This window comes from Leptothrix toolikensis (SeqCode) (assembly GCF_057922285.1).
Window position 1 is genome coordinate 1 of record NZ_JBYSVC010000134.1, and the last position, 3,711, is coordinate 3,711.

General features: G+C 64.7%; 3 protein-coding genes. 2 read left to right on the forward strand and 1 reads right to left on the reverse strand.

Annotated elements, in window-relative coordinates:
- A partial coding sequence (gene alaS, locus AC3VI7_RS12340) for an alanine--tRNA ligase (protein ID WP_489669410.1) occupies positions 1-1,010 on the reverse strand: 1,010 nt, incomplete at its 3' end.
- Between the two features lie 155 nt (positions 1,011-1,165).
- On the opposite strand from alaS, the gene gabT reads away from it, so the two are divergent.
- Complete coding sequence (gene gabT / locus AC3VI7_RS12345) at positions 1,166-2,506, forward strand: 4-aminobutyrate--2-oxoglutarate transaminase (RefSeq protein WP_489669411.1); 1,341 nt, start codon at positions 1,166-1,168, stop codon at positions 2,504-2,506.
- 27 nt (positions 2,507-2,533) lie between these two features.
- The coding region (locus tag AC3VI7_RS12350) for an acyl-CoA dehydrogenase (RefSeq protein ID WP_489669412.1) at positions 2,534-3,711 on the forward strand (1,178 nt) is incomplete at its 3' end.

Genomic DNA, 3,711 nt, shown 5'->3' on the forward strand with positions numbered 1-3,711 from the left:
GCCACGATTTTGTGGAAGAACGGCGTGCGGGCACCGAGCTTGTAGCCGTGGCGGATGGCGCGGCGGGCGATGCGGCGTAGCACGTAGCCGCGACCTTCGTTGCCCGGGATCACGCCATCGACGATGGTGAAGGAGCACGCGCGGATGTGGTCGGCGATAACCTTCAAGCTCGGCGAGGCTGGATCGACATCCACCCCACCCGCTGATTCCACCGCCGACTTGGCCGCTGCCAGCAGGGCCACGAACAAGTCGATCTCGTAGTTGGCATGTACGTGTTGCAGCACCGCCGTGATGCGCTCCAGACCCATGCCGGTATCGACCGAGGGCTTGGGCAGCTTATGCATCACACCGTCTTCGGTGCGGTTGAATTGCATGAAGACGTTGTTCCAGATCTCGATGTAGCGGTCGCCGTCTTCTTCTGGGCTGCCCGGTGGGCCGCCGGGGATGCCTTCACCGTGGTCAAAGAAGATTTCGGTGCAGGGGCCGCAGGGGCCGGTGTCGCCCATCATCCAGAAGTTGTCGGACATGTAGCGTCCGCCCTTGTTGTCGCCGATGCGGATGATCCGCTCGGCCGGCACGCCGACCACCTTGTGCCAGATGTCGTAGGCCTCGTCGTCTTCCGAGTAAACCGTGACCCAGAGCTTGTCTTTCGGCAGCTTGAAATGCACCGTCAGCAGCTCCCACGCATAGCTGATGGCGTCGTGCTTGAAGTAGTCGCCGAAGCTGAAGTTGCCCAGCATCTCGAAAAACGTGTGGTGCCGCGCGGTGTAACCCACGTTATCCAAATCGTTGTGCTTGCCGCCGGCGCGGATGCACTTTTGGCTGCTGGTGGCGCGCGTGTAGGGCCGCTTGTCAAAGCCAAGGAACACGTCCTTGAACTGGTTCATCCCGGCGTTGGTGAACAGCAAGGTCGGGTCGTCGCCCGGGACCACGGGGCTGGACGCCACGATCTGGTGGCCCTTGGAGGCGAAGAAATTCAGGAAGGTCGAACGGATTTCTGAAGCTTTCATGGGGTTCCCAGCGCTTGGGCGGCGGGTCACTGCGTCGGATGATGGAATGGCGGCGATTCTACCGGCCACCATCTTGGGCAGAATCCACGCAAGATCCACACAAGAACACCGACATCCACCTCAACCACCGGCCGTCACACCACCGGCTTTCCATCATGTCCACAACAACAAGCGTCTCAAGCACCCCTTCCACCAACGCTGAACTGATGGCTCGCCGCCGCGCTGCATTGCCTGCGGGCTTGGGCCAGACGCACGAGATCTTTGTGCAGCACGCCGACAACGCCGAGGTTTGGGACGTCGAGGGCCAACGCTATCTCGACTTTGCTGGCGGCATCTCCGTCCTGAACAGTGGGCATCGCCACCCCGCCGTGGTGGCCGCCGTCCAAGCTCAGCTGGCGCACTACACCCATACCTGCTTCCAAGTGCTGGCTTACGAGCCCTATGTGGCACTGGCCGAAAAGCTCAACGCCCGCGCCCCGGGTGCAACCGCCGAGGGCGAACAGCGCATCCACTGGAAGAGCTTTTTCATGACCACGGGCGCTGAGGCGGTGGAAAACGCCATCAAGATCGCCCGCGCCGCCACCGGCCGCCCTGGGGTGATCGCCTTTGGCGGCGGTTTTCATGGCCGCACGATGATGGGCTTGGCGCTGACCGGCAAGGTCTCGCCCTACAAAAAGTCCTTCGGCCCCTTCCCGGCCGAGGTCTACCACGCGCCCTTCCCCAGCCCACGCCACGGGGTGAGCATCGAAGACTCGCTCTACGCCATCGAACACCTCTTCAAGGCCGACATCGAGCCCAGCCGCGTGGCCGCCATCTTGCTGGAGCCCGTGCAAGGCGAAGGCGGCTTCCACATCGCGCCCATCGAATGGGTGCAGCGCCTGCGTCAAATCTGCGATCAGCACGGCATTTTGTTGATCGCCGACGAGGTGCAAACCTGCGCCGGCCGCACCGGGCGTTGGCTGGCCTGCGAGCACTGGTACGAACACGCCGGGATCGCGCCGGACCTGATCACCATGGCCAAGTCGATGGCTGGCGGCATGCCGATCTCGGCCGTCTTGGGCCGCAGCGCGCTCATGGACGCCCCGGCACCCGGCGGTCTTGGGGGCACCTACGCCGGCAACCCGCTGGCCTGTGCCGCAGCCTTGGCCGTGATGGACGTGTTTGAGAGCGAGAACCTCTTGGAGCGCGCCACCAAGCTGGGCAAACGCTTGCGCACCGGCCTGAGCGCCTTGCAAACGCTGCACCCGTGCATCGCCGACATGCGCGGCTTGGGCGCGATGGTGGCCATTGAGCTCGGCCGCGACGGCAACTTGCTGCTGCCCGACGCCGACCGCACCCGCCGCGTGATCGCCGAAGCGGCCCGGCGCGGTTTGATCCTGCTGTCATGCGGCTCAGACGCCAACGTCATCCGCCTGATGGTGCCGCTGACCGCTTCCGACGCCCAACTCGACGAAGGCTTGGCCATCCTCGGGGCCAGCCTCGAAGCGACGGCCTAACCCCCCTGAACCACCTCTGAACCCGCCATGGCTACGCACCAACGCTTTCTCTGGGACGACCCGCTGCACCTTGAGGCGCAGCTTGAGGAGGTCGAGCGCCAAGTGCGTGACGCGACCCGGCGCTTTTGCCAAGAAGCCCTCGCCCCCCGGGTCTGCGCCGCCTTTCGCCACGAACAAACCGATCCCGGTTTGTTCAAGGAGTTCGGTGCGCTCGGACTCTTGGGCTCGACGTTGCCGCTGGAGTGTGGCGGCGGTGGGCTCAATCAGGTCTGCTACGGGCTGGCAGCGCGTGAGGTCGAACGGGTCGATTCAGGCTATCGCTCGATGATGAGCGTGCAAAGCTCGCTGGTGATGCTGCCGATCCACAGCTTCGGCACCGAGGCCCTGCGCCAGCGCTTGCTGCCCCCACTGGCGCGCGGCGAGTTGATCGGCTGCTTCGGCCTGACCGAGCCCGACTCAGGCTCTGACCCCGCCAGCATGCGCAGCCGCGCTCGGGCGGTGCCGGGCGGCTATCAGCTCACGGGCCGCAAGATGTGGATCACCAACGCGCCCATCGCCGATGTCTTCGTCATCTGGGCCAAGGACGAGGCCGACGAGATCCGAGGCTTTGTGCTTGAGCGCGGTGCAGCGGGCCTCAGCACCCCCACCATCCACGGCAAAGTGGGCCTGCGCACCAGCATCACCGGCGAGATCGTGATGGACGAGGTCTTCTGCCCCGCAGAAAACGTTTTCCCCGACGTGCGCGGCTTGAAAGGCCCCTTCACCTGCTTGAACAGCGCCCGCTACGGCATCGCTTGGGGCGCACTCGGTGCCGCCGAGGACTGCTGGCACACCGCGCGCCGCTACACCCTCGACCGCCACCAATTCGGCCGCCCCTTGGCCGCCAATCAACTGGTGCAGAAAAAGCTGGCCGACATGCAAACCGAGATCACCCTGGCCCTGCAAAGCTGCCTGCGCCTAGGCCGCATGAAAGACGAAGGCATCGACGCCCCCGAAATCACCAGCATGATGAAGCGCAACTCCTGCGGCAAAGCCTTGGACATCGCCCGCACCGCCCGCGACATGCTCGGCGGCAACGGCATCAGCGACACCTTCCCCATCGCCCGCCACCTCGTCAACCTCGAAGTCGTCAACACCTACGAAGGCACCCACGACATCCACGCCCTCATCCTAGGCCGCGCACAGACGGGGATTCAGGCGTTTGG